Consider the following 24,466-nt stretch of genomic DNA (forward strand, 5'->3'; position numbering starts at 1 on the left):
CGGTGTTCCTCAGCTCGCCTTTGAGTGTTCTTGGGGCACGAACGCGCCCGGCGGAATGTGGCCCTCGACATAGGCGTGTTGGAGCGCGTCGAGCTGCACCCATAGCACGTTGGTCTTGAAGATCAGCGCGTTGCAGACGGACGCGCGTTGCTCGGGCGTGGTGGCATGCGCCTTGACATAGTCGAGCGCAAAGCCGGCATCGCGCGGTGCCTGGGTCAGGCGCCGCTTGAAGTAGCTCATGATATCGGGATTGACGAAGTCATAGTGCTCCAGCATCCCGGCAATGCGCTCTTCGTGCAGGTTCGGCGCGAACAATTCGGTGAGCGAGGAGGCGATCGCCTCCAGGGGCGACTTCTCACGGCAATAATGCACATAGGCTTCCACGGCAAAGCGCGTCGCCGGGAGGATGCCTTCGGTCGATTCCACGTAAGCCGTGTCCAGCCCGAGGCCGTCGGTCAGCTTCAGCCAGCGTTCGATGCCGCCTTCGGAGCCAATGTCGCCGTCATGGTCCTCGATGCGGTGGCGCCATTCCACGCGCGTGGCACGATCGCGGAAGCGCGAGATCACCACCGCGTCCTTGATCGGGATGGTGCTCTGGTAATAGTAACGGTTCAGCGCCCAGGCCTGGACCTGGCCCTTGTTGAGCTTGCCGCCGTGCAGCAGCTTGTGGAACGGATGCAGGCTGTGATAGCGCGTCGCGCCGATATGGCGCAGCGTCGCCTCCAGCTCCTCGGCCGAGTTGAGCCTGATGTCCTTGCCGATTGAGAGCGCGGTCATTCCAGTCAGTGACGCGGCATTCACAGTTCGATCTCCGTTCCGTCAGCGGGTATCTGCCAGCCCGCCGCTTCAGCGGCCTTGCGCTCGGGGGACGCGGGCAGCAGCGCGGGGTTCGAGTTATTGATATGCAGAAATATCTTCCTGTCGAGTGCGAGGCCGGCGAGCCGCGCGATGGCGCCGTGGTCGCCGGACATCGCGACATGGCCCATGCTCTTGCCGGTCTTGTGGCCGAGCCCGGCCTTGATCATCTCGTCGTCCTGCCACACCGTGCCGTCGAAGAACACCAGCGAAGCGCCGTCGATCTCGGCCTTGAGCGCGTCGGTGACCTCGGCGCAGGCGGCAATGAAGTAGAAGCATTTGCCGGTCGCTTTGTCGGTGATCTTCAGCCCCAGCGTATCGCCCTCGCCGGTGTCGCCGCCGGGATGCGCCTTGCCTTCCAGGTACCAGGCCGATTTGCCCGAGACCGCGAAGGGCAGCACCTCAAGCCCTGAGCGCGCCCCGTCCGGCAGCCGCGGCTCGAACGGCTCATTGATGCCGATCGGCAGGCGCTGCACGTTCTTCTCGTTCAGCACGTTGAAGATGCTGTTGGCCTTCAGGATCGCCAGCACCTTCTCATGCGCATAGACCGTGAAGGGCGAGCCCTCGCGCATCGACAGCAGGCCTGCCACTGCGTCAACTTCGCTGTTGGTCAGGATCACGCCTGCGATCGGTGTATGGCGCAGCGCGCCTGTCTTCGGATGCAGCTGCGGCGTGGCATTCAATTGCTGGCGGAGGTCGGGGGAGGCGTTGATCAGAAACCAGTGCTCGCCGTCGCCAGTGAAGGCGACCGAGGCTTGGGTCCGTTGCAGCTCTTGGCCGTTTTCACGGGCCGTCCGGCAGCCCTCGCAGCCGCAATTCCATTGCGGCACTCCGCCGCCGGCTGCGGCGCCCAGGACGACGACGCGAAGCATGATCCGTCTCCTGGAGACAATGTCGCGAGGTGGACCTCACGCCAACACAAATCCTGTCTTCCGGACATGCATCGTGACCGAAAGATCCACCTGCGCAGAACGCGAACCAACCGCTTACTTGCGGGTGGCGCTCACATACATGTTGATTTCCATGCCACAGGGCACTTCGACGATCTTCGGGGCTTTCCAGGCCATTTCGGCTCTCCATTTTCGAGATTTCGGACGTATCCGCCCGGAGCTAAGTTACTGCGAGCACAAAAGTTCGCCAGTGAAATTTTCCCGAGCAAGGGCATATTGCGCCGCGAAAAAAGCGTCGGGAACAGTACTTTCTGGTGATGCGGCTCTGCGCTTGGGCGTATTCGGTCGCGAACCCTGTCCTGATAAAGCAGTTGTGAGTGCAGTGCAGCTTTCAATCCGGTACAGGCGACCCAACTGGAACTTCGTGATGCCCAGATATTTCTTCAACACCCGTATCGGCGACGAACTGATCGTGGATCCTGAGGGAGAGGATTTGCGCAATCCCGACCGTGCCTGGGAGGTTGCCCGCCAGATGATTCTGGAGGTGCTGCGATCGGAAGGCACCCAGCCGGCCCTGCTCGAGGCCGTCATCGAGGTCACCGACCGCGAAGGCGAGATCGTGCTCGAATTCCCCTTCACCGAGGCACTGCTGGACATCCCGGACCAGTCCGCGACGCGGCATTGAGGCCCCGACTTTCTCCTCGTCATTGTGAGCGTAGCGAAGCAATCCAGTCTGCCTCCGCGGAGGCAGACTGGATTGCTTCGTCGCAAGCGCTCCTCGCAATGACGGAGAATGAGCCTCACCCGGCATCCCCCCGCCCTTCGCCCCTGCGAAATCCGCATGGCTTTACCGCGTTCCCGGGGCTAAAAGACGCCGGTTAAACGGAGCAAGCCATGCAAGATCTCTGGCGCCTGTCGGCGGCCGACCTCGCCAACCTCATCAAAACCAAAAAGGTCTCCGCCAGGGAGGCCGCGCAGGCCGGCCTGGCCCGGCTCGACGCCGTCAATCCCAGCCTCAACGCCGTGATCGACCACCGCCCGGAGGACGTGCTCAAGCAGGCCGACGCCGTCGATGCCGCCCTCGCCAGGGGCGAGGACCCCGGCGTGCTGGCCGGCGTGCCCGTCACCATCAAGGCCAATGTCGACCAGGAGGGCTTTGCCACCACCAACGGCCTCAAGCTCCAGCGCGACCTGATCGCGCGCGAGGACAATCCGGTGGTCGCCAATTTCCGCAAGGCTGGCGCCGTTCTGCTTGGGCGCACCAATTGTCCGGCCTTCTCCTATCGCTGGTTCACCACCAATTTGGTCCACGGCGACACCAAGAACCCCCGCGACGCCTCGCTGACGCCGGGCGGATCGTCCGGCGGCGCGGGTTCGGCGGTCGCGGCCGGCATCGGCCATGTCGCCCATGGCACCGACATCGCCGGCTCGATCCGCTATCCCGCCTATGCCTGTGGCGTGCATGGCTTGCGCCCGACGCTCGGCCGCATCCCGGCCTTCAATCCGGCCCTGCCGGAGCGTCCGATCGGGCCGCAGATCATGGCGGTGTCGGGACCGCTGGCGCGCACCGTCAACGACATCAGGATTTCGCTCGCGGCGATGTCGGCCCGCGACATCCGCGATCCCTGGTTCGTGCCCGTGCCGCTGGAAGGCCCCGCGCGGCCCAAGCGCGCCGCGCTCTGCCTCAACCCGGATGGCCTTGCGACCGCGCCCGAGGTGAAGGCCGCGGTCATCGATGCCGGCAAACGGCTCGAGCGTGCCGGCTGGACCGTCGAGACAATCGAGAACACCCCGCCGATGCGCGAAGCCGTCGAGTGGCAGATCAAGCTCTGGCTCGGCGACGGCTACGAGGCGCAGCTCGAGATGGCCGAGCGTGAAGGCGATCCCGGCGCGCTGGCGTGCCTGCACGGCAACCGCGGCAGGGTCACGCCAATGGACCAGGCCAATTACGCCAAGGCATTGACCCGCCGCGCCACGCTGACCCGTGACTGGATGCTGTTCTTCGAGACATATGCGGTGCTGCTGACGCCGGTGTCCGGCGAGCTGCCGTTCCCGGATCATCTCGACCGCAAGGACGACGAATCGTTCAAGCGGGTCTGGGAAGCGCAACTGCCGCAGATCGCGATTCCCTTCATGGGGCTGCCGGGCCTGGTGGTCTCCACCGGTCTCGTCGGCAAGGCGCCGGTCGGCGTGCACATCGTGTCCGGCCGCTATCGCGAGGATCTCTGCCTGCTCGCAGGCGAGGCGATCGAGGCGGGCGGCGTGCCGCCGTCGCCGATCGACCCCGTGGGTTAGCGATGTCGGTGATCTACGACTTCAAGGCCAACTCGCTTCTCGGTGAAGAAGTCGCCCTGCGCAGCTTCGAGGGACAGGTGCTGCTGATCGTCAACACCGCGAGCAAATGCGGCTTCACGCCGCAATATCGCGGGCTGGAGGATCTGCATCGCGACCTGTCCCCGCGCGGCTTCTCGGTGCTCGGCTTTCCCTGCAACCAGTTCGGTGCGCAGGAGCCGGGACCGGCGAGCGAAATCCAGGCGTTCTGCTCGACCAATTACGACGTCACCTTTCCCCTGTTCGAGAAGATCGACGTCAACGGCAGCAATGCGCATCCGTTGTATGAGTACCTGAAACGCCAGCAATCCGGGCTGCTGGGTGCCTCCATCAAATGGAATTTCACGAAATTCCTGGTGGACCGTACCGGCAAGGTGGTCGCGCGCCACGCGCCGACCGCCCGGCCCGAAGGATTGCGGCAGCAAATCGAGACCCTGTTATGAGCGAGACAATCATGAGCGACGAATTTCCGGACCGCCTCTCGGTCGATCCGAACAGCCCCTTTTACAATGCGGACATCCTGGCGCGCGACGTCGGCATCCGCTTCAAGGGTGTCGAGAAGACCAATGTCGAGGAATACTGCATCAGCGAAGGCTGGGTCCGCGTCACCGCCGGCAACGCCAAGGACCGCCACGGCAACCCGCTGACCATCAAGGTGCACGGCCCGGTCGAGCCGTATTTCAGGGATAAGAAGTGACGGCGAAGCCGTCATTCCGGGGCGCGCGATAGCGCGAACTATGGTGCGCAGTTGCGCACCTGAGAATCTCGAGATTCCGGGTTCGATGCTGCGCATCGCCCCGGAATGACAGGAGCCAACACCATGTCCGTCCGCATCGTCGACGTCCGCGAGATCACGAAACAGATCTCTTCGCCGATCCGCAACGCCTATATCGATTTCACCAAGATGACGACGAGCCTGGTGGCCGTCGTCACCGATTTCGTGCGCGACGGCAAGCGCGTCGTCGGCTACGGCTTCAACTCCAATGGCCGCTACGGCCAAGGCGGCTTGATCCGCGAGCGTTTTGCCTCGCGCATCCTGGAGGCCGATTCGAAATCGCTGCTGAACGCGGCCGGCGACAATCTCGACCCCGACAAGGTCTGGGGCGCGATGATGACCAACGAGAAGCCGGGCGGCCACGGCGAGCGTTCGGTCGCGGTCGGCACCATCGACATGGCGGTGTGGGATGCGGTGGCGAAGATCGCAGGCCAACCGCTGTTTCGGCTGCTCGCTGAGCGTCATGGCGTCAAAGCCAATCCGCGCGTGTTCGTCTACGCCGCCGGCGGCTATTATTATCCGGGCAAGGACCTCTCGATGCTGCGCGGCGAGATGCGCGGCTATCTCGATCGCGGCTACAACGTCGTGAAGATGAAGATCGGCGGCGCCGCTATCGAGGACGACCGCACCCGTATCGAGGCGGTGCTGAAGGAGATCGGCAACGACGCGCAGCTCGCCGTCGACGCCAACGGCCGCTTCGACCTCGAGACCGGCATCGCCTATGCCAAGATGCTGCGGGATTATCCCTTGTTCTGGTACGAGGAAGTCGGCGATCCCCTCGACTACGCGCTGCAGGCAGCCCTGGCCGAATTCTATCCGGGACCGATGGCGACAGGCGAAAACCTGTTCAGCCACCAGGACGCCCGCAATTTGATCCGCTACGGCGGCATGCGGCCCGACCGCGACTGGCTGCAATTCGATTGCGCGCTGTCCTACGGCCTGTGCGAATACCAGCGCACGCTGGAGGTGCTGAAGACCCACGGCTGGTCGCCGAGCCGCTGCATCCCGCACGGCGGCCACCAGATGTCGCTCAACATCGCAGCCGGCTTAGGCCTTGGCGGCAATGAGAGCTACCCCGACTTGTTCCAGCCCTATGGCGGCTTCCCCGACGGTATCCGCGTCGAGAATGGCCACATCACCATGCCGGAGCTGTCAGGCATCGGCTTCGAAGGCAAGTCGGATCTCTACAAGGAGATGAAGGCGCTGGCGGAGTAATTCACGCGGCTGCGGCGGCATGCGCCGTTGCGATAGTCGCGCGCCCCCTCAACGTCGTCCTGGCTTTCGCCAGGACGACGATGGAATACGAAGCGAGTGCGTCTCTACGACAGCCGCATATCCAGCAGTCGCCGTCCTTCGCCCTTCAGCAGCTTCTTCACCGCGCTCGAGGCCACGACCTCGCCGTCGTTGGCGTAGGCTTCGTGGTTCCTCTCGATGTCGTCGAGGCGGTAGAGGTAGTTGACCATCACGCCGGCGGACTCGCGCACGCCCTTCGGCGAGAGATCGCCTAACCAATTGATGCGCTCGAGGCGCGCGCCGTTGCCGAGATGGAAGCGCGCGACCGAATCGATCAGCTTGCCCTTCGGCGTGCGCGCCTTGAGGAAGTAGTGCGCCGCGAGCGGTTCGATCACGCCGCGTAGCAGCGTCGTCGTCTCGGGGTTCTCGAACCATTTGGGATCGTCGAGCCGCTTCAGCACCTCGCGGTCCTCGTCCGACAGCGGCAAATCCTTGTCCTGCTTCACCCATTGCATGAAGCCCGGCACCGGCGACAGCGTCACGAAATTGTCGAGCTTGGGCAATTCGCGGCGCAGCTCCTCGACCACCTGCTTGATCAGGAAGCTGCCGAAGGAGATGCCGCCGAGACCGCGCTGGGTGTTGGAGATCGAGTAGAACACGGCGGTGCGGGCGCGCTCGATCGGGACGGAGGGGCGATCGACCGCGAGCAGCGGCGCGATCGCGCCGGGGATCGTCTCGGTCAGTGCCACCTCGACGAAGATCAGGGGCTCGTCGACCATTGCGGGATGGAAGAAGGCGTAGCAGCGGCGGTCGACCGGATCGATGCGGCGGCGCAGATCGTCCCAGTCGCTGATCTCGTGTACGGCTTCGTAACGGATGATCTTTTCGAGGATGTTGGCCGGGGTCGACCAGTCGATCCTGCGCAGCACGAGAAACCCCCTGTTGAACCATGACGAGAGAAGATGCGAGACGTCGCGATCGAGTGCGGCGAGATCGGCGTGCCCGTTCATCAGGTCGAGCAGGTCGGCGCGCATCTTGACGAGATCGCCGGTGCCGCCGGGCGCGCGGTTGAGGCGACGGATCAGCTCCTGCCGGCGCGGCTCGGAGGCGAAATGCAGGGCGCTGGCATCCTCGTCGGCCGGCTTGGCGCGCCATGTCTCGATCGCCTTGGACAGGCGTTCCCGATCCGGGCCGAAATCGCGCACCAGGGCTTCGAAAAAGGCGCGACGTCCCGCCGCATCCAGGTCCTGGTATATGTCGAGCACCTCACGCGCCATGGCGGTGCCCGAAGCTTCGCCCCGGCCCGACAGCAGCGCGCCGCAGAGCTCGATCAGCCCATCGGCGTCCGGCTTGGTGTCGGCAGAATCCCCGCGGCGAAGCAGCGTGCGGCCGCGCTCGGAGATGGTGGTGAGCAGGTCGGAGAAGAAGGCGTTGGCCATCGGGGCTTTCGTCTCAGGTTTGTGCGGTGCGGGAATCTTACACGGGATTTGGGCGGAAGCCGATCACAATCAAGCGGGGGAATTTGGCAAGTTTAGCGGCGGCGTGCGTTTCCAAAACCCAAAGAAAGCTGTCATGCCCCGGCTTGACCGGGGCATCCAGTACGCCGCAGCTTTTCGGTTCTAGCCGCGCCGTCCCGGAGTACTGGATCGCCCGGTCAAGCCGGGCGATGACACCGAGTGTGTGGCAAACTCCGTCGGCGTCCGCCCCGTCACCTGGCGGAACGCCGCCGAAAACGCCGGCACGCTGGCATAGCCGAGCTGGGTCGCGAGCTGCTTCACCGAGACATTGGCATCCGTCGACAGTCGCTGGATCGCCGCCGCAATTCTCGCGCGCTGGCACCAGCTCTTGAAGCTCAGCTGCGTCTCTGTCGAAAACAGCCGCGACAACGTGCGCGCGGAGGTTCCGACCTCGCGCGCCAGCGCATCGATCTCGTGCAGGCCGGTGGGATCGTCGAGCACGATCATGGCCGCGCGCCGGCAGCGCGGCTCGTGTGGCAGCGGCACGAAGGTCGCGGAATCCTCGGCCTGGACCAGTTCCAGCATCACCAGGCGAACCAGCAGATCGGTCCGCTCCTCGGTATTGCGCGCGTCGAACAGCGCGAGGATCGCCTGGTTCAGCAGCGGCGACACCCGCACCACGAATTCCTTGGTCAGTCCCTCATGGCGCTGCTCGCGCTTCAGCCAGGCAAGGTCGAAATACAGCGTGCGCATCTCGATATCGGCGAGCAGATCGATGGCGTGCTGGAGCCCGGCGGGGACCCAGACCGCGCGGTCCGGCGGCACCAGCCAGCGTCCCCCGGGCGTCGTCACCTGCATGGTGCCCCTGGCGGCATAGATCAGCTGAGCCTCGCGGTGCATGTGCGGATCGATCCGCATGCCCTTCGGGTAGTCGCGCGCGACCAGATGCACGCCCGCGGGCGAGCGATGGTTGCTCCGGACCTCCCGAAGGATTGGCGTTTCCAAGACAGTCATTGGCGGCATCCCGTCATGCCCAAGACATATAACTCATTTCGGAGCAGGAGAGGATTCGGAATGAACAGCCCCAGCCGGGTGATCAGTTTCGTCAATGCGGGCCATTTCATCGACCATTACGCGATGCTGATTTTCGCCGCCGCGGTGATCATCATGGGACCGGCGCTCGGCATGGCCTATTCGGAACTCCTGCCTTATGCGACGCCGGGCTTCGTCGCCTTCGGGGCGGGCTCGCTGCTCACCGGCTGGCTCGGCGACCGCTGGAGCCGCCGCCACATGATGCTGATCTTCTTCGTCGGCATCGGCGCCTCCATGATCTCCGTCGGCTTCGTGCAGACGCAGGCGCAGCTCGGCGCGGCGCTGTTCGCGATCGGCATTTTTGCCTCGATCTATCATCCCGTCGGCACTGCGATGATCGTCTCCTACGCCGACAGGCTCGGCCGCGAGATGGGCATCAACGGCGTCTGGGGCAATCTCGGCGTCGCATCGTCGGCGCTGGTCACCGGCGTGATCGGCCAGTATCTCGGCTGGCGGTTCGCCTTCATCGTCCCGGGCATCGTCACGATCCTGATCGGCATCGCGTTTGCGATGATGATCGTGCACGAGGACCGCAAGGGCTCGAAGCAGGCGGCAGCGCAGGCGCGGGTCGCCAAGCAGGACATGTGGCGCGTGATCCTGTCGCTGCTGATCGTGGTGATCGCGATTTCCACCACGTTCAACGCCGTCACCGTGGCGCTGCCAAAGCTGTTCGCCGAGCGGCTCGCCGATCTCACCAAAAGCCCGGCGCTGCTCGGCGTCATCGCCGCCTGCGTCTACGTGTTCGGCGCGATGACGCAGTACACGATCGGCCGGCTGCTCGACCGCTATTCGCTGAAGACGGTGGCGCTGCCGCTGTCCTTCATGCTGGCGCCGTTTTTGTACCTGGCCGCGAGCCTGTCCAATCTGCCGCTGATCCTCGTCTCGATCGGCATCGTCATGGGCGCGTTCGGACAGGTCACGGTCAACGACGCCATGGTCGGCAAATACACCAGCGAGGAATGGCGCTCGCGCGCCTATGCGGTGCGCTATTTCATCGGCTTCACCGCCGCCGGCGCGTCCGTCGGCCTGGTCGCCTGGCTCTACGAGCAGGGCGGCTTCGTCACCATGCTGCATGCCTTCGCCGCACTCTGCCTGCTCGCGATCGCAGCCGCGATCATTCTCCCGCGCGAGATCAGGACACCGCGGGCAGTGTGAGGGGAGTGCTCTCGTGTCCCGGACGCGCTGCAGCGTGCAACGCTGCTGCGCAGAGCCGGGACCCAGACGCTGCGAATTCCGGTGCCGCATGGGCCCCGGCTCTGCAGCGCACCGCCGAAGAGGCGCTGCGCTGCGTCCGGGGCACGAGCGGGGCATAAGGCCGGCACTCTCTCCACGCGTCATTGCGAGGAGCGTAGCGACGAAGCAATGACGGGGGGATGTGGCGGCGGCTTGCTTAGTCTGCCGATGATGCCATCATGCCAGTGTTTTGCCCGACGGAGCAAGCATTTTCGGCAAAGACGAAACTTGATTTCGGCAAAGACAAAATTTTATCCAGCCTTTTCAACCTCATCCCTACTGTGCATGGGGTTGTTTTCGCGTTTTTTGGTGTTGCCCCCTTAACCGGCCGCGAACTCAAGGAACTCCGGTTGCCTGCCGCGGGTTCTATCCCCGTCATCCCGGCACCTCGCCGGGCCAGATGAAGGGGGAACATTCCTGCATGCAGTGGAGCCTGCTCCGACCGGTCGGCCTTGTCCCCGCGGCGCTTGTCCTCACCACCATTGCAGCCAGTGCCGAGGGCGGCAAATCGGCCGGTCCCTCGGAATTCCTGCTGGTGGCGCAGATCGTGCTGTTGATCGCGGTCGGCCGCGGTCTCGGCGAGATCATGCAGCGCCTCGGCCAGCCCTCGGTGATCGGCGAATTGCTTGCCGGCATCCTGCTCGGGCCGTCGCTGTTCGGTTGGGTCTGGCCCGACGCGCAGCACGCGATCTTCCCAAGCACGCCCGAGCAGAAGGCGATGATCGACGGCATCGCGCAGTTCGGCATCCTGCTTCTGCTGCTTCTGACCGGCATGGAGACCGACCTGAAGCTGGTCAGGAAGGTCGGCAAGGCCGCGATCGCGATCTCGATCGCCGGCATTCTCGTGCCCTTCGCCTGCGGTTTTGCGCTCGGCGAGTTCCTGCCGGACGCGCTGTTGCCGAATCCGCAAGCCCGCCTGGTGGCGTCGCTGTTCATGGGCACGGCGCTGTCGATCTCCTCGGTAAAGATCGTCGCGGTGGTCGTCCGTGAGATGAACTTCATGCGCCGCAATGTCGGCCAGATCATCGTCGCGACCGCCGTCATCGACGACACCATCGGCTGGATCATCATCGCCGTCATCTTCAGCCTGGCCTCGCACGGCACGCTGGATATCGCCTCGGTGGCAAAAGCCGTGCTTGGCACGCTGGCCTTTCTCGCCATCAGCTTCACCATCGGCCGCCGCCTCGCATTTCAGTTGATCCGCTGGGCCAACGACAATCTCGTCAGCACCGCGCCCGTCATCACGGTGATCTTGCTGCTGATGAGCGTGATGGCGCTGATCACGCATCTGATCGGCGTCCACACCGTGCTCGGCGCCTTCGTCGCCGGCATTCTGGTCGGCGAGTCCCCGATCCTGACGCGGCAGATCGACGAGCGCCTGCGCGGGCTGATCTCGAGCTTCTTCATGCCGGTGTTCTTCGGTCTCGCCGGCTTGAGCGCCGACCTCACGGTGCTGCGCGATCCCCATCTGTTGATGCTCACCGGCCTGCTGGTCGTGATCGCCAGCGTCGGCAAGTTCGGTGGCGCTTTCGTCGGCGGAACCGTGGGCGGGCTGAACACACGGGAGTCGCTGGCGCTCGCAAGCGGGATGAACGCGCGCGGCTCGACCGAGGTGATTATCGCGAGCATCGGTCTTTCGATCGGCGTGCTCAGCCAGAACCTGTTCACGATGATCGTGACCATGGCGATCGTGACCACGATGGCAATGCCGCCGATGCTGCGCGCGGCGCTGGCGAAGCTGCCGATGAACAAGGACGAGAAGGAGCGCCTGGAGCGTGAAGAGTTCGAGAAGCGCGGCTTCGTCGCCAATCTCGAACGTCCCTTGCTCGCGATCGACGAGAGCGTCAACGCCAGCTTCGCCGCCCACATCGCCGGCCTGATCGCCGGCATGCGCGGCCTGCCGATCACGGTGCTGCACATCGGCAAGCGCGCCAAGGAGCAGGAGAAGGGCCGCGACGAAGAGGAAAGCCCGGAAGCGGTGGTGAAGAAGGCGGCTGAAGCGGTATCAGCGAGCGGTGACCAGGATGTCCGCAACGTCGATGTCACGACGCGGGTCCGCAAATCCGGGCTCGGTGAGGCGATAGGAGACGAAGCGAAGAAGGGCTTCGATCTCCTTGTCGTCGGCATCGACAAGGTCGCGGCTACCAAGGATCGATTCGACCGCAAGATCGAGGACATCGCAGCGAAGTTCGAAGGACCGCTCGCGATCGTGGCGGCCAAGGGCAAGCACCTGAAGCAGCCGATACCCGAGGCGCTCAACATCCTCGTTCCAGTCTCCGGCAGCGGCGTCTCCAAGCGCGGCGCCGAGGTCGCGGTCGCGCTGGCGCAGGCGGGATCAGGCTCGCTCCGGGTGATCTATGTCGCGACGACCCGCGACAAGGGCGCTCAGCGCGGCGCCTCGCGTGGTCTGAACCAGGAGGCCGGCATCCTGAAGGACGCCAGCGATCTCGCCGCCCGCTACGAGGTCGACATCACCACGACCTTGCGCGCGAACCGGGCGCCTGAAGCGGCGATCCTGCGCGAGATCGAGACCACCGACGTCGATCTCGTGGTGATGGGCGTCGATCGCATCCAGGCCGATCACCTCTCCTTCGGCGGCGTCGCCGACGCCGTGCTCAGGCAGGCAAAGGTCTCGGTGCTCCTGGTCTCGAGCGGCGAGGCGCGGCAGGTGGCGGCGGATAAGGCGTGACGGGGTCTCCTTGCCGTCATTGCGAGGAGCCCTTGCGACGAAGCAATCCAGAGTTTCTCCGTGGAAAGAGTCTGGATTGCTTCGCTGCGCTCGCAATGACGGCTGTGGTAGATAGCCGTGTCGTTTACTTCACCCCGGCCACAGCCACCGCCTTCGGCGTCTTCTTCGACGCACGCCAGTTCTCGAAGCGCTGCACCACCACGAAGAACGCCGGCACGAACAGCACCGCGAGGCAGGTCGAGGCCAGCATGCCCGAGAACACCGTGATGCCGATCGACTTGCGCGCGCTGGCGCCGGCGCCGGTCGCGATCACCAGCGGCACCACGCCGAGGATGAAGGCGAACGACGTCATCAGGATCGGGCGGAAGCGGGCGCGCGCAGCTTCAATCGCGGATTCCAGCACCGGCTTGCCGTCGCGGCCGTGCAGCTCGAGCCCGACCTCGACGATCAGGATGGCGTTCTTGGCCGACAGCGCGATCAGGAGGATCAGGCCGATCTGGCAATAGAGGTTGTTGTCGATCTTCAGGCCGTTGAGGATCAGCATGGGGCCGAGCAACGACAGCGGCACCGCCAGGATCACCGAGATCGGTGCGTACCAGCTCTCGTACTGGCCGGCGAGCACCAGATAGACCAGCAGCATGGCAAGCCCGAACACCCAGTAGATCTGGTTGGAGACGGCCTTCTCCTGATAGGACATCGCAGTCCATTCGTAGCCGGTGCCCGGCGGCAGCGTCTTGTCGGCGATCTCCTCCATCAGCTTGAGCGACTGGCCGGAGGAGTAGCCCTGTGCGGGCAGGCCGATGACGGTCGAGGACGGATAGAGATTGTAGAGGCTGATCAGCGAGGGGCCGGTGGCCGGCGTGATCGTGGCGACGGTGCCGATCGGGATCATGTCGCCGTTCGAGTTTCGCACCATCATGTTGGCGATATCGCGCTCGGTGACGCGGAAGGCGGGATCGGCTTGGGTGTAGACCTGGAACACGCGGCCGAACTTGTTGAACTGGTTGACATACGACGAGCCGAGATAGGTCGACAGCGCCGCGAACACCTGGTCCGTCGTGACGTGCAGCGTCTGGGTCTTGATGCGGTCGATCTCGACGTTGAACTGCGGCACCGAGGAGCGGAACGAGGACTGGACGCGCTGCAGCGCGCTCTGGCTCTGGCCGTTGGAGACCATCGCGCCCGTGATGGCCTGGAGCTTGGCGAAATCGCTGTTACCGTCGCGCAGCTCGACCTGCATCGAGAATCCGGCCGCGTTGCCGATGCCCTGGATCGGCGGCGGCGGCAGCACCAGCGTACGCGCCTCCATGATCACCGCAAGCTTGTCGTTCAGCCCGTAGACCAGCGAGCGCAGATCCTCGCCCGGTCCTTTGCGCGCGTCCCAGTCCTTCAGGATGATGTAGGCGACGCCGGCATTGGCAAGGCTGGCGCTATTGTCGAGCGCGGAGATGCCGGCGATGGTGATGACCTGTTGGACTCCAGGCGTGTCCTTGATGAGCTCGCTCGCTCTATCGAGCACCTTCTGGGTCCGTTCCAGCGCGGCGCCGTCGGGCAATTGCACGGCGGCGATCAGATAGCCCTGGTCCTCGATCGGCAGGAAGCCGGTCGGCACCCGCGACAGTCCATAGCCGCCGATCCCGATCAGCACCAGCGCGAATGCGACCGAGATCGTGGCATGCCTGCACAGGAAGCCGATCAGCCTCGTGTAGCCGCGCTCGACGCGGTCATAGACGGCGTTGAAACCCCTGTAGAAGAAATTGCGCTGCGCGGGCGGCACGGTCGGCCGCAGCCAGAGCGCACATTGCGTCGGCTTCAGCGTCGCCGCGTTGATGGCGGACAAGAGCGCGGTTGCCGCGATCACCAGTGCGAATTGCGAATAGATCCGGCCCGTGAGGCCCGCGAGGAACGAGGCCGGCAGGAACACCGAGATCAGCACCAGCGTGATGCCGACGATCGGCGCGAACAGCTGGTCCATCGCCTTGATCGCGGCGTCGTGGCCGTTCATCCCCTGCTCGATGTTGTGGGCAGCGCCTTCCACCACGACGATGGCGTCGTCGACGACGATGCCGATCGCGAGCACGATCGCGAACAGGGTCGACATGTTGATGGTGAAGCCGAGCGCGGCCATGGCGGCGAAAGCGCCGATGATGGTGACGGGTACCGTGGTCGCCGGCACCAGCATCGCGCGCCAGTCCTGCAGGAACACCAGGATGACGACCAGCACCAGAAGGCCTGCCTCGATCAGCGTCATGTAGACTTCGTGGACCGAGGCCTGCACGAATTTGGTTGTGTCGAACGGTGTGTCGTACTTCATGCCCTGCGGGAAGGCCTTCGCAAGCTCCGCCATCTTCTTTTCGACGGCCTGCTCGACCTGCAGTGCATTGGCGCCCGGCGACTGGAACACGCCGATGCCGGTGGCCGGCTGCTTGTTCAGGGAGAAGATCTGGCTGTAGGTCTGCGCGCCGAGCTCGACCCAGCCGACGTCGCGCACCCGCGTGACGTCGCCGCTGGTGCCCGATTTGACGATGATGTTCTCGAACTCGGTGGTATCGTCGAGCCTGCCGTTGACGTTGAGGGTGTACTGGAACGCCTGTCCCGACGGTGTCGGCGGCGCGCCGACCTGCCCGGCGGAGACCTGCTGGCTCTGCTGCTGGATCGCCTGGATGACGTCTTGCGGCACCAGGCCACGGACCTGCAGCTTGTTCGGATCGAGCCACACCCGCATCGAATACTGACCGGCGCCGAACACGGTGACGTTGCCGACGCCGGGCAGGCGCGAGAGTTCGTCGCGCAGGTTGATGGTGGCGTAGTTGCTCAGATAAAGGCTGTCGAACGTCTTGTCGGGCGAGGTCAGCGTCACGAACAGCAGGATCGACGTCGATCGCTTCTGCACGGTGACGCCCTGGTTCTGCACCGACTGCGGCAATTGCGACAGCGCGCTGGAGACGCGGTTCTGCACCAGCACCTGCGCGAAGTTGAGGTCGGTGCCGATCTTGAAGGTCACGGTCAGCGTATAGGTGCCGTCCGAACCGCTGTAGGACTGCATGTAGAGCATGTCCTCGACGCCGTTGACCTGTTGTTCGATCGGCAAGGCAACGGTGTCGATCACGGTCTTGGCGCTGGCGCCGGGATAGCGCGTCGTGACCTGCACCGTCGGCGGCACCACGTCGGGATATTGCGCGATCGCGAGGTTGAACAGCGCGACGCCGCCGATCAGGATCATCAGCAGCGCGATGACGTTCGAGAGGACCGGCCGCTCGATGAAGAACTTTGAGATCATGGCAGGCGCTCCTTACTTGGCAGACGCCTGCGGCTGCTCGATCTTCGTCACCTGCGGATCGATCTTCTGGCCCGGAATCACCCGCAGCAGACCCGCGGTCACCACGCGGTCCTCCGGCTTCAACCCGCTTTCGATCACGCGCAGGCCGTTGTCGACGGGACCGATCTGCACCTTGCGCTGCTCGACGACGTTGTCGCCGTTGACGACAAGGAGATAGCGGCCGCCCTGATCGCTGCCGAGCGCGGTGTCGGGCACGAGCAGGGCGTCCTTCTCCTGGGTGAAGGGCACGCGTACGCGGACGAAATAGCCGGGCAGCAGGACGCGCTTGTCGTTGGGGACGAGGCCGCGCACCGCGAGCGTGCCGGTCGACTGGGTGAGGGTCGGGGCGACATAGTCGAGCTTGCCCTCATGCGGATAGCCGGCCTCGGTCTGCAGGCCGACTTGAATAGGAAATTGCTTCATGTCGGCGGCGGTCAGCCCCCGGCGGGCGGCCTCGGCGCGGATGCGCAGCACGTCCTGCTCGTTGACGGTGAAGTTCACATAGATCGGGTCCATCGCAACGATGGAGGCGAGTTGAGTCGGCGAGGAGACCCCGACGAGTTCGCCGATCGAGACCATATGCGCGCTGACGACGCCGTCGAATGGTGCGCTCACCTTGGTGTAGCCGTAGTTGACTTCGGCGAGACGGGTGTTGGCCTGGGCCTGCTGGAGGTTCGCCTGTGCGTTGTCGCGATTCGATGTCGAACTATCGAGCGTGGCCTGCGAGACGGCCTGGCGCTGCACGAGATCGCTCTGCCGCTTGTAGTCGGCTTCCGCCTGCCGGACCGAGGCCTGCGCGCCGGCCTCGGCCGCCTGCGCCTGATCGAGCTTGAGCTTGTAGGTCTCGGGCTCGATCGTGAACAGCTGGGTGCCTTGTTTGACGAACGCGCCGTCCTGGTAGTCGATCGATTGCAGGAATCCCTGCACGCGCGCGACGAGATCGACATTCTTGACCGGCGCGGTGTTGCCGGTGGCCTCGACATACCGCGTCACCGGGCGCTGCACGGGCGCGGCGACGTCCACCTTGGGCGGCGGCGGGGCGACGAACGTGTTCTTGTCCTCGCAGCCGGTGAGCGCGGCCACGGCCATCGCGGCGGCCAGTGCTCGCCCGACATGTCTCCACGCTCCGTTGCGCCGTGCGGGAGAGGCGGGATTCGCGCAGGTCATTCGGTGGCCCCCGGTTGCTGTCTGTCGGGGCGGGAGGCTACCAACAAATGCCCGAACGTGGAACACCATAGCCATGGCAGTCATCGGCCTTGCACGACAGCCTGCGCTGTGGCCTTTGGCAGTTTTGCCAGTCGCTGTGCCGCTCGGTCATCCCCAAGCGCTCACGTTCGTCGCCAAATTCATGAACGAGGCGGTGACGAACGGCACCTTGCGCAACGCCTATATCAACAACGGCGGGCTCCTCACCATGAGGGTTTGATGTCCCGCCGCAACCCGCGACCTCAGCGCGGCTTGATCTCCGCATATTTCGCCATCGCCTTCTCGAATTTCCGCTTGAACAGCCACATTGCGCCAAGGATTTCCCGGAAGCTCGCCGAGGTGCGCGCCCGGTCGGCCTGTCCGAATGCGAAGATGCTGTTGTTGCGCAGGTGTTTCATGATCGTCGGACTGGACACCCTGTAGTTCAGGAGATCGCCCGACTTGAGCGCCGACCGTGTTGGCGTGGGAACGATCTGGATCAGCTCGAACAGCTTCATCTGGTCGATCGGGTCGGGCAGCGTCTTCACGATTCCCGGGATCTCCCGGAAAATATCTGCATGTGCGTTCATCAGGCCATCGCGTACGTTGGTCCAGTGATTGAAGCGATGATCGGTGCCGCGGGCCCGCGCCTCCTCCTTGTCGTCCCGCGCGCTCAACCCGGGATCCGTGGCCGCGATCTCGCCCTTGATGGCGTCCCATTTCCTGCGGCCGTTGCGGTCCTCGGACGGGCCGGTCTGGAAGCTGCCCATATAGGTGTTCGAGCGCCCGTTGCGGACGTTCTGCTTGCCGTTGGTCTCGGCGAAGAACAGCCCGAGGCTGATCCGGCCCGCGGCTTCGGCGTGGTCAGGCGCAAGCCCCTTGGCGCGCGCGATCGCGACCGCGAGATCGACCACGTCCTTGAACGGCGTCGCCGAGTCCTGCGCGCCGGCCGGCGGCGCTTCCATGATCTCGAACAGCTTTGAGTATTCGTCGACCAGCGGCTCGATGTCGGCATCGAAATAGGCCGGTGGTATCTCGAACTTGTTGGGCCTGCCGATCCGCGACGGCATAGCGTCGGTGAGATCCTTGTAGGCACTGATCACGGCGACGCGTGCGAGATACAGCGCCTGGCCCGGCAGGTTCGGCAGCGGCTGCTTGGCTTCGATCTGGCGGCGCCGCTCGGCCAGAATCGCCTTGAAATCGCCGAGCGCACGCTCGTAGGTCGCAACCGCCTCCGATTGCCTGCTCGTAAGCGTTTGCGCCCGGCTCGGGACGAACGTCGTGAGGAGCAGCCCAAGCGCGGCGATGATGGCGAGGAATTGACGTCGTGCAGGCATGGCCGGTTCCCCCAACGATTCGTCGGTTGGGGGATCGTAGCCTAGTCGTTGGCTTCGGGCGGCAGGAAGTCGACCTCGTGCAGCGCCGAGATGCGCACGACCTCGGCCGGGTCAGTCAGGTCATGGAGCTGGTTGAACAGCGCCTCCAGCTTCTGCATCGGCGAGACCCAGAACAGCGCGCGGGCGGGTTTGTCGGATTTGTTGAAATAGCCGTGCGGGATGCCGCGCGGTAGGCGCACGAGGTCGCCGGCATGGGCCTTGACCCATTTTCCGTCGAGCTTGAGGTCGAGCGTGCCTTCCTGCACCAGGATGAATTCGTCCTGGGTCGGATGGATGTGCACCGGCACGAACTGGCCTGGATCGCTGTTGGTCTCGAACGCGAAGGTGGACTCGGTGACGGCCTTCGGGAAATAGACCTGTCCGAGGATGTTCCAGGTCTTGCCGCCATAGCCCGTACCGTTCGCGGTGATGCCCTTTTCGAGTGCAGTCATGGCTCGCCTCCAATGGGATTGTAACTGAGACGGAGTGTTGCGCAGCAGCCATGCGCTGTCCATGCGCAAGACTCGTACTAATGCCTGTCGCGTTCAGCCGCCTGCCTGCGCAGAAAGCCTTCGAGATCGGCCTGCACGGAATAGGGCGTCGGGATCGGATCGCCCGCGTCGTCGACGGCGGTGTCGAGAGAGCGGCGCAGCATGCGCGCGAGCTCGGCCTTGCGGTAGGGCTTTGCCAGAAGCGGCGCGCCCTTTGTGGCGCGTCCCTGCGCATGCGGGGCGTCGTAGGCATAGCCCGACGTGAATAGCACCCGCAGCGAGGGGCGCGCTGCGACCATCTCGTCGGCGAGCTCTCGTCCATTCAAGCTGCCGGCCATCACGATGTCGGTGAAAAGCAGGTCGAAGGGTGTGCCTTCGGCGGCGATGGCGAGCGCCTCGGCCGCATTGGCGGCCGGGATGACCTTGTAGCCGAGGCTTTCGAGCTGGACCGTGACGTACTGGCGGACGTCGCGGTCGTCCTCGACACAAAGGATGGTTTCCGTCCCGCCCACGACCTTGCGCTCGTCATATCCGGTCGGGCGAAGCGTGCTCGCCTCCGCCTTCGGCAGGTAGATCGTGAAAATCGTGCCGCGTCCTTCTTCGGAAGCGACCTTGATGCCGCCGCCGGACTGCTTGATGAATCCGAACACCATGCTGAGCCCTAGCCCCGTGCCCTTGCCGACGTCCTTGGTCGAGAAGAAGGGATCGAAGATCCGCTCCAGAATGGCCGGCGGAATGCCGGTGCCGGTGTCGGCGATCTCGATCTCGACATAGTCGCCGGCATAACCGGCCCCGACCGCCACGGCCTCGCGGACGCCGAACACGACGTTGCGCGTCGTCAGCGTCAGTCTGCCGCCGTCCAGCATCGCGTCGCGAGCGTTGATCGCGAGGTTGAGAAGCGCCGAGCTCAATTGGCCGCGATCGACCAGGGCGAGCCAGATGTTGCCGTCGAGCCGGGTCACGATCTCGATCTTCTTGTCGAAGGTTGCCCGAAGCAGCTTTGCGAGTTCTTCGAGCAGTTCGTTGACGTCGCTCTCGGACGGCTTGAGCGCCTGCTTGCGGGCAAAGGACAACAGGCTCGACGTCAGCGCGGCGCCGCGATCGGCCGCGTCGCTGATCAGCTTGGTGATGGTCGCGAGCGGCGGATTATCCTTCACGGCATCGGCGAGGATCTCGATCGTGCCCGTGATCACGGTGAGCATGTTGTTGAATTCGTGGGCGATGCCGCCGGTGAGCTGGCCGACCGCCTCCATCTTCTGGGCCTGGATCAGTTGCTCCTCGGCGGCGCGCTTCCGGGTGACGTCCTTGACGAAATTGTTGATGAGGGTGCGCCCCCCAATGTGGAGCGCCGTGCTGGACGCCTCGATCAGGATCTCGTCGCCGTCCCGGTGCAGCAAGGTCGCTTCGAACCGGATGCCGATCGGCGTATCCGACAGTTCGGGCAGCAGCCGCATCATGCGTTGCCTGAAGCCGTCGCGCAGCGGCTCGGCGATCAGGAGGTTGACGACGTCGGTGCCGAGCGCCTCCTTGCGCGTCCATCCGGTCAGGGCCTCGGCCTGAAGGCTCCATTCCAGCACGATGCCGTTCTGGTCGGTCTGAACGAAGGCATCGAGCGCGGTCTTGATGACGGCTTGCGTCATCTGTGCGCTGGCCCGCGCCTGCTCGGCCAGTTGCGCGGCGGCACGTTTTTCCTGCGCGGTTTCGATCGCCCGCGTGCACAGACGAGCGAGCAGGACGGCAATGGCGCCGCTTGCGAGCAGGGCGACAATCTGGGCAATGCCAAACCCGATGCCGGTCGCGGCATAGGAGACGAGGAGAGCCGCCGCGGTCACGATGACCTGCGCGGCCATCGCGAGTGTCAGAAGCCCCCTGAGTTTCATGGTCTCACACCAACGCGTCAGTCGCGGACCCCGGTGTCCACCCTGTCAATGTCCGGCTCCACGTGAGCTACAGATGTGAGCTACAGATTCCCCGCGACGGCGTCGAGGGACAATTTGCGACAGGGCCGGATGGTGGCGCTTCAACCTGCCGGCGAATCGGTCTGGCGTAGCGTCGTCACCCAGATCACGCGGGCCGTCTGCTGGGTCGGGTTGTCGAACATGTGCGGTACGATGCTCGGAAAGCGAAAGCTGTCGCCGGCCTCGAGCAGATGGGCCTGGTTGTCGAGCCACAGTCGCAGGCTGCCCGAGAGGATGTAGCCCGCCTTCTCGCCGGTGTGCTGCAGGAAGTCGGTGCCGGACGAGGCGCCGGGATTGAGCGTGAGCTCGTAGAATTCGAGCTGGCCTTTGTCTGCCGGCGTCAGCGCTTCCTTGACGACGCCGCTGGCGGTGAGCCGGAGCAGGCGCCGGCTGTTCTTGCGCACGATATAGCGCTGCACGTCGGCGGGATCGGTGGTCTCGAAGAAATAGGAGATGGGAACGTCGAGCGCGATGCTGAGCAGGCGCAGCGTGCGTATCGACGGCATGGCGCGCGCGCGTTCGAGCTGGCTGATCATGCCGTTGGAGAGGCCGGTCTTGTTGGCGACGTCCTGGATCGACAGGCCCGCACGCTGCCGCAATAGCCGCACGGTCTCGCCGAGGCGCTGGTCGACGGCATCGTCGGCCTCGATCGCCGGGGCATCCTTCGGATCGTTGATCTCGCGGCGACCATCCATGTCGCTCTCCCATGCATCATCTCAGCCCGGACAACGACGGTCCGGAGCTTCAGTCGAAGTGAAAAGGTCGCGCATCCTAGCAATACGATTGACAGCTGTATTTAGTCGTGATGAACTTTTGATAGAAAAATTTAGAAGCACTAAAGCCCACTCCTGTCCCTTTGCCGGGGATCTCGGGGGCGCGGGAGACGGTGCCACGTGCGACAACGGAGAGTGGTCATGGCGGACGACACCGGGAAGTTCGGCGTTGGGGCACTGCATCTCGGCAGTCCGAATCGCCGTCAGATCTTTCAGCTCGGCGCGGGCGCGGTGGGATGGACGCTTTCAGGCAACGCATTCGCGCAGACCGAACGCCCGACCCATCCGCCTGAAAAGCCGCGCGGGCAGGTGATCGCGGCGCTGTCGCAGGAGCCGACGGTCTTTCATCCCCTGATGCCGGGCATCGAAGTTGATCAGGGCATCTGGTGGCAGGTGTTCTCGCCGCTCTGGTTCATCGACCCCGATGGCAAATTCGTTCCCGACCTGGCCCGCGAGGTCCCGACGATCGAGAATGGCGGCCTCTCGGCCGACGGCCTGACCTGGAAGATCAAGCTCCGCAGCGACGTGAAATGGCACGACGGCACGTCGTTCACGGCCGACGACGTCAAGTTCTCGCTGGAGCTGATCAACAATCCCGATTTCCGCGCGCGCAGCCGCGTCGGCCATAGCCTCGTGAAGGACATCAAGGTCGTCGCGCCGGACGAGATTCACTGGCGCATGGAAGCTCCCTATTCGCCCTACATGTCGATCCTGGGATCGCTGACCTTCATCGTGCCCAAGCACATTTTGGAGAAGGTGACCGATCCGAACGCCTCGCCGTTCCACAATGCGCCTGTCGGCACCGGACCGTTCCGCTGGGGCGAGCGCGTGCCGGGCGACCACATTCAGCTGAATGCCCACACCGGCTATCACGGCAAGGGGCCGTATGTGGAACGCGTGGTGTTCAAATACATTCCAGATCTCACCGTGCTCTACACCCAGTTCCGCACCGGCCAGGTCGATTACACTGGCCTGCAAGGCATTCTGCCGAACTTCGTGCAGGAAGCGAAGACGCTGAAGGGCCGCAAGATCTTCGTCTCCTCGACGTCCTCGGTCGAGCACATCGCACCGAATCTGGAGTTCGGCGCGTTGGCGGACCGCACGGTGCGCGAGGCGCTTTATCTCGCGATCAACAAGCAAGCGATCATCGACGCCCTGAACTACGGCTTGCCGACGCAGACCGAAAGCTTCGTGCCGCAACAGGCCTGGTCGTTCCAGCAGGGATTGCCGCAGCACAAATACGATCCGGCCAAGGCCAACACGCTGCTCGATGCGGCCGGTTGGGTCCGCGGCGCCGGCGGCGTGCGCGAGAAGGGCGGGGTCAAGCTCGAATTCGCCAATTCCACGACGTCGGGCAACGCGGTACGCGAGCAGACTCAGCAGTTGCTGATCCAGGACTGGCGCGCGATCGGTGCCGCGATGCGCGTCAACAACATGCCGGCCGCCGTGATCTGGGGCGACTTCTGGCAGCAATCGAAATTCAACTCGGTGATCGTGGGGGTGAATTTCATGCTCGGCAGCGACCCCGATGTGACGCCCCGCTTCGGCTCCGGCGCCATTCCTGCCAAGGGTGGCCGCGGCTACAACACCTATCAGTATCGCAACCCGGAGGCGGATCGGCTTCTCGCCGAAGGTGCCAAGCAGTTCGATCTGGCGCAGCGCAAGACGACCTATGGCAATCTGCAGAAGCTCATACGCGACGACCTCGCGATCCTGCCGCTGTTCCAGGGCTTCATCGCCGAAGGCGTGAAGGAAGGGCTCCAGGGTTTCCGCCCCAACATCAACATGTCGATCAACTGCTGGAACATCCGCGAATGGTATTGGGCCTGATGGTTCAGGTGCGCGAGATCGCCTGAGATGGCCCGTTACGTCGCCAATCGCCTGGCGCAGGCGATCATGTTGCTGGTGATCGTGTCCGCGATCGGCTTCGCCATCCTGCATCTGGCGCCCGGCGGTCCGCTCTCGCAATTCGCGGCGTCCGCGCAGATGACGCAGGAGGATCTCGATCGCGTCACCCGGCAGCTTGGCCTCGATCGTTCGCTGCCGATCCAGTATCTCGACTGGTTCGGCCGGATGCTGAGGGGCGATTGGGGCCGCTCGTATCGCGACGGCGAGGCGGTGCTGGCGGTGATCTCGTCGCATCTCGGCGCTACACTTGAGCTAATGGCGACGGCGACCATCATCGCGGTGCTGCTCGGCTGCTGGATCGGCGTGCTCGGTGCGCTGCGCCGTTATTCGCTGTTCGATTCGCTCGCAACCGTCGGCGCCATGATCGCGCTGTCGATCCCGACCTTCTGGTTCGGCCTCGTCACCATCTATGTCTTCTCGGTGAAGCTCGGCTGGCTGCCGGCCGGCAACCGGCAGACCGTCGGCGACGGCTCGCCGCTCGATCTGCTCCATCATCTCATCGCGCCGGCGCTCGTTCTGGCGCTGGTCGAGACCGCGATGTGGGGCCGCTTCATGCGCTCCTCGATGCTCGAAGTCATTAACCAGGACTACATTCGCACCGCGCGCGCCAAGGGCATGCCGGAATGGCGAATCCTTACGGTTCACGCCCTGCGCAACGCGCTGCTGCCGATGATCACGGTGGGCGGCCTTCAGTTTCCGACGCTGCTCGGTGGTGCGCTGGTCGCTGAGACCGTGTTCACCTGGCCCGGCATGGGCCGGCTGTTCCTCGATTCGATCGGCTATCGCGACTATCCCGTGGTGATGGGCATCCTGATGTTCTCGGCGATCATGGTTCTGATCGGGTCGCTGCTCGCCGACATCCTCTATGCCGTCGTCGATCCGCGCATCCGGGTGGGCTAGG

Annotated in this window: 22 protein-coding genes; 11 read left to right on the plus strand and 11 right to left on the minus strand. The window is 64.4% G+C overall.

The window, feature by feature from the left end; genetic code table 11:
• Positions 1 to 9 precede the first annotated feature (9 nt).
• The 3 genes from pqqC to pqqA all read right to left on the minus strand — a co-directional run bounded on the left by pqqC (position 10) and on the right by pqqA (position 1,922).
• Entirely contained in the window at positions 10 to 777 is a 768-nt protein-coding gene (gene pqqC, locus AC0L2F_RS26080; RefSeq protein WP_371258333.1) for a pyrroloquinoline-quinone synthase PqqC, read from the minus strand.
• 20 nt (positions 778 to 797) lie between these two features.
• Positions 798 to 1,727, minus strand: coding sequence for a pyrroloquinoline quinone biosynthesis protein PqqB (pqqB, locus tag AC0L2F_RS26085; protein WP_473250349.1), 930 nt, complete (start codon positions 1,725 to 1,727; stop codon positions 798 to 800).
• 114 nt (positions 1,728 to 1,841) lie between these two features.
• Complete coding sequence (pqqA, locus tag AC0L2F_RS26090; RefSeq protein WP_007595659.1) at positions 1,842 to 1,922, minus strand: pyrroloquinoline quinone precursor peptide PqqA; 81 nt, start codon at positions 1,920 to 1,922, stop codon at positions 1,842 to 1,844.
• A gap of 250 nt (positions 1,923 to 2,172) precedes the next feature.
• On the opposite strand from pqqA, the gene AC0L2F_RS26095 reads away from it, so the two are divergent.
• The 5 genes from AC0L2F_RS26095 to tarD all read left to right on the plus strand — a co-directional run bounded on the left by AC0L2F_RS26095 (position 2,173) and on the right by tarD (position 6,066).
• Positions 2,173 to 2,430, plus strand: a complete 258-nt coding sequence (locus AC0L2F_RS26095; protein WP_007613759.1) for a DUF6894 family protein — start codon at positions 2,173 to 2,175, stop codon at positions 2,428 to 2,430.
• Positions 2,431 to 2,639: 209 nt separating this feature from the next.
• Positions 2,640 to 4,040 carry an amidase family protein gene (locus AC0L2F_RS26100; protein WP_473250350.1) on the plus strand — a complete coding sequence of 467 codons (1,401 nt, stop codon included), beginning with the start codon at positions 2,640 to 2,642 and terminating at the stop codon, positions 4,038 to 4,040.
• Positions 4,041 to 4,042: 2 nt separating this feature from the next.
• Positions 4,043 to 4,519 carry a glutathione peroxidase gene (locus AC0L2F_RS26105; protein WP_473250351.1) on the plus strand — a complete coding sequence of 159 codons (477 nt, stop codon included), beginning with the start codon at positions 4,043 to 4,045 and terminating at the stop codon, positions 4,517 to 4,519.
• On the plus strand, positions 4,516 to 4,773 hold the full coding sequence (locus tag AC0L2F_RS26110; RefSeq protein WP_007613756.1) for a DUF3297 family protein: 258 nt from the start codon (positions 4,516 to 4,518) through the stop codon (positions 4,771 to 4,773). The genes AC0L2F_RS26105 and AC0L2F_RS26110 overlap by 4 nt, the downstream gene beginning before the upstream one ends.
• 123 nt (positions 4,774 to 4,896) lie before the next feature.
• Positions 4,897 to 6,066, plus strand: a complete 1,170-nt coding sequence (gene tarD, locus AC0L2F_RS26115; protein WP_473250352.1) for a D(-)-tartrate dehydratase — start codon at positions 4,897 to 4,899, stop codon at positions 6,064 to 6,066.
• A 104-nt stretch (positions 6,067 to 6,170) separates the two neighbouring features.
• On the opposite strand, the gene AC0L2F_RS26120 is transcribed toward tarD, so the two are convergent.
• Both AC0L2F_RS26120 and AC0L2F_RS26125 read right to left on the minus strand, forming a co-directional pair.
• On the minus strand, positions 6,171 to 7,523 hold the full coding sequence (locus AC0L2F_RS26120) for a malonyl-CoA decarboxylase (RefSeq protein WP_473250353.1): 1,353 nt from the start codon (positions 7,521 to 7,523) through the stop codon (positions 6,171 to 6,173).
• A gap of 180 nt (positions 7,524 to 7,703) precedes the next feature.
• Entirely contained in the window at positions 7,704 to 8,555 is an 852-nt protein-coding gene (locus tag AC0L2F_RS26125; RefSeq protein ID WP_473250354.1) for an AraC family transcriptional regulator, read from the minus strand.
• A 60-nt stretch (positions 8,556 to 8,615) separates the two neighbouring features.
• Between AC0L2F_RS26125 and AC0L2F_RS26130 the strand changes: the two genes are divergently transcribed.
• The 3 genes from AC0L2F_RS26130 to AC0L2F_RS26140 all read left to right on the plus strand — a co-directional run bounded on the left by AC0L2F_RS26130 (position 8,616) and on the right by AC0L2F_RS26140 (position 12,555).
• The gene (locus AC0L2F_RS26130) at positions 8,616 to 9,788 is read left to right on the plus strand and encodes an MFS transporter (RefSeq protein WP_473250355.1); all 1,173 of its coding nucleotides are present in this window, start codon (positions 8,616 to 8,618) and stop codon (positions 9,786 to 9,788) included.
• A gap of 257 nt (positions 9,789 to 10,045) precedes the next feature.
• Complete coding sequence (locus tag AC0L2F_RS26135; RefSeq protein ID WP_473250356.1) at positions 10,046 to 10,270, plus strand: hypothetical protein; 225 nt, start codon at positions 10,046 to 10,048, stop codon at positions 10,268 to 10,270.
• A 17-nt stretch (positions 10,271 to 10,287) separates the two neighbouring features.
• Positions 10,288 to 12,555, plus strand: coding sequence for a cation:proton antiporter domain-containing protein (locus tag AC0L2F_RS26140; RefSeq protein ID WP_473250357.1), 2,268 nt, complete (start codon positions 10,288 to 10,290; stop codon positions 12,553 to 12,555).
• Between the two features lie 124 nt (positions 12,556 to 12,679).
• Here the strand turns inward: AC0L2F_RS26140 and AC0L2F_RS26145 are convergent, their stop codons facing one another.
• Positions 12,680 to 15,835: an efflux RND transporter permease subunit gene (locus tag AC0L2F_RS26145; RefSeq protein ID WP_473250358.1), complete on the minus strand. Its 3,156-nt coding sequence runs from the start codon at positions 15,833 to 15,835 to the stop codon at positions 12,680 to 12,682.
• Positions 15,836 to 15,847: 12 nt separating this feature from the next.
• On the minus strand, positions 15,848 to 17,041 hold the full coding sequence (locus tag AC0L2F_RS26150) for an efflux RND transporter periplasmic adaptor subunit (protein ID WP_473250359.1): 1,194 nt from the start codon (positions 17,039 to 17,041) through the stop codon (positions 15,848 to 15,850).
• Between the two features lie 73 nt (positions 17,042 to 17,114).
• Between AC0L2F_RS26150 and AC0L2F_RS26155 the strand changes: the two genes are divergently transcribed.
• Complete coding sequence (locus tag AC0L2F_RS26155; RefSeq protein WP_473250360.1) at positions 17,115 to 17,300, plus strand: hypothetical protein; 186 nt, start codon at positions 17,115 to 17,117, stop codon at positions 17,298 to 17,300.
• Between the two features lie 22 nt (positions 17,301 to 17,322).
• Here the strand turns inward: AC0L2F_RS26155 and AC0L2F_RS26160 are convergent, their stop codons facing one another.
• From AC0L2F_RS26160 to AC0L2F_RS26175, 4 genes are all read right to left on the minus strand, one after another.
• A complete protein-coding gene (locus AC0L2F_RS26160) occupies positions 17,323 to 18,396 on the minus strand; it encodes a hypothetical protein (RefSeq protein ID WP_473250361.1) in 1,074 nt (357 codons plus the stop codon).
• Positions 18,397 to 18,437: 41 nt separating this feature from the next.
• Positions 18,438 to 18,887 carry a cupin domain-containing protein gene (locus tag AC0L2F_RS26165; RefSeq protein ID WP_007595617.1) on the minus strand — a complete coding sequence of 150 codons (450 nt, stop codon included), beginning with the start codon at positions 18,885 to 18,887 and terminating at the stop codon, positions 18,438 to 18,440.
• 77 nt (positions 18,888 to 18,964) lie between these two features.
• The gene (locus AC0L2F_RS26170) at positions 18,965 to 20,806 is read right to left on the minus strand and encodes an ATP-binding protein (protein WP_473250362.1); all 1,842 of its coding nucleotides are present in this window, start codon (positions 20,804 to 20,806) and stop codon (positions 18,965 to 18,967) included.
• Positions 20,807 to 20,946: 140 nt separating this feature from the next.
• Positions 20,947 to 21,579 (minus strand): cupin domain-containing protein, encoded by a 633-nt coding sequence (locus AC0L2F_RS26175; RefSeq protein WP_473250363.1) that lies wholly within the window; start codon positions 21,577 to 21,579, stop codon positions 20,947 to 20,949.
• 219 nt (positions 21,580 to 21,798) lie between these two features.
• On the opposite strand from AC0L2F_RS26175, the gene AC0L2F_RS26180 reads away from it, so the two are divergent.
• Positions 21,799 to 23,487, plus strand: a complete 1,689-nt coding sequence (locus AC0L2F_RS26180) for a peptide ABC transporter substrate-binding protein (protein WP_473250364.1) — start codon at positions 21,799 to 21,801, stop codon at positions 23,485 to 23,487.
• Between the two features lie 27 nt (positions 23,488 to 23,514).
• Positions 23,515 to 24,465 (plus strand): ABC transporter permease, encoded by a 951-nt coding sequence (locus tag AC0L2F_RS26185; protein WP_063995150.1) that lies wholly within the window; start codon positions 23,515 to 23,517, stop codon positions 24,463 to 24,465.
• Position 24,466 lies beyond the last annotated feature (1 nt).

This window comes from Bradyrhizobium sp. Ken64 (assembly GCF_055807555.1).